At 64.2% G+C, this 1,124-nt stretch carries 1 protein-coding gene; it reads right to left on the bottom strand.

Going from position 1 to position 1,124, the window contains the following annotated elements; translation table 11 throughout:
• Positions 1–929: MMPL family transporter (locus tag IBX18_RS41815; protein WP_194838952.1), on the bottom strand; the 929-nt coding region annotated here is incomplete at its 3' end.
• Positions 930–1,124: the final 195 nt, after the last annotated feature.

Here is a 1,124-nt window from a genome sequence, read left to right as displayed (position 1 = left end):
AATCCTTGCGGGAACAGCAGCATCCCGCCGACGCTGGCGACGATCATCGTCGCGGAGAAGACAACGGTGCGGCCCGCGGTCATGACCGTGCGCCGCACGGCTGCAGCGGTGTCATAGCCTTCGGCGAGTTCTTCGCGGAACCGGCTGACGATAAACAGTCCGTAGTCGATGGCAAGGCCGAACCCGATCATCGAAACCACTGCGGAGACAAACGAGTTGACCTCGGTGAACTCGGTGAGGAACTTGACGATGCCGAAGGCGCCGAAGACCGTCAGCCCGCCCACGACCAACGGCAGCGACGCAGCGACAAGACCGCCGAAGATGAAGAACAACAGCAGCCCGACGACGGGAAAGGCCAGCAACTCCATCCGGTGGATATCGTCGGCAATAGTGTCGTTGAGGGCACCGGCCACCGGCTGTAACCCGCCCACCTGCACATCGACGCCGGCGATGTCGAAGGCGCCCTTCACGGCCCGGAAGTTACGGACCATCGTCGTGTCGTCATCGCCGTGCAATGCGATCGCCGCGAAGGCTTGTCTGCGATCGTCGGTCGCGACTTGGGGGCCACTGAATTTTCCGGTTTCGGTGCGCCAGTAGGCGGCGGTGATCCCCGAGATCTGCTCCGGGAATCGCCGCGGCAGATTGTTGAGGCTTTCGACGACCTTGGCCGAAAACTCGGGGTCGTCGACCGTCTTCCCCTCGGGGGCGGTGTAAAGGACGAGGACATCACCGTCGTGGTTGCGCCCGAACGCCGTATCAGCCAGCCGCGCGGCTGCTGAGGACTCCGAGGTCGGGTCGAACATTCCGCCCGAACTCAGATGATCCGCGAGCCCGGCCCCGTAACCGGCCAAACCGAGCATGCCCGCGGCCACCACCCCGATGACCACGAACCGGATCCGCGAAACCAGGCCACCCCACCACGCAAACACTCACCCCACCGCCACAATGCGCGCGCCGGTTAATCGTCCGATGCGTTCTCCCCCTGTGATACTGCCGAAACGCACCTGCCCGACCGTGCCTACCCGCATGAGGCCAGCATCCTTCCCACCATTGAACCCACCCGATGTGCCTCCCCGCCAACGGCTCGCACAATCGCCCAGTTCCCACACCGCGCGCATTCTCAG

Source organism: Nocardia sp. XZ_19_369, from assembly GCF_015355715.1.
Classification (GTDB): Bacteria; Actinomycetota; Actinomycetes; order Mycobacteriales; family Mycobacteriaceae; genus Nocardia.
This window is presented reverse-complemented; position numbering and strand designations above follow the sequence as displayed.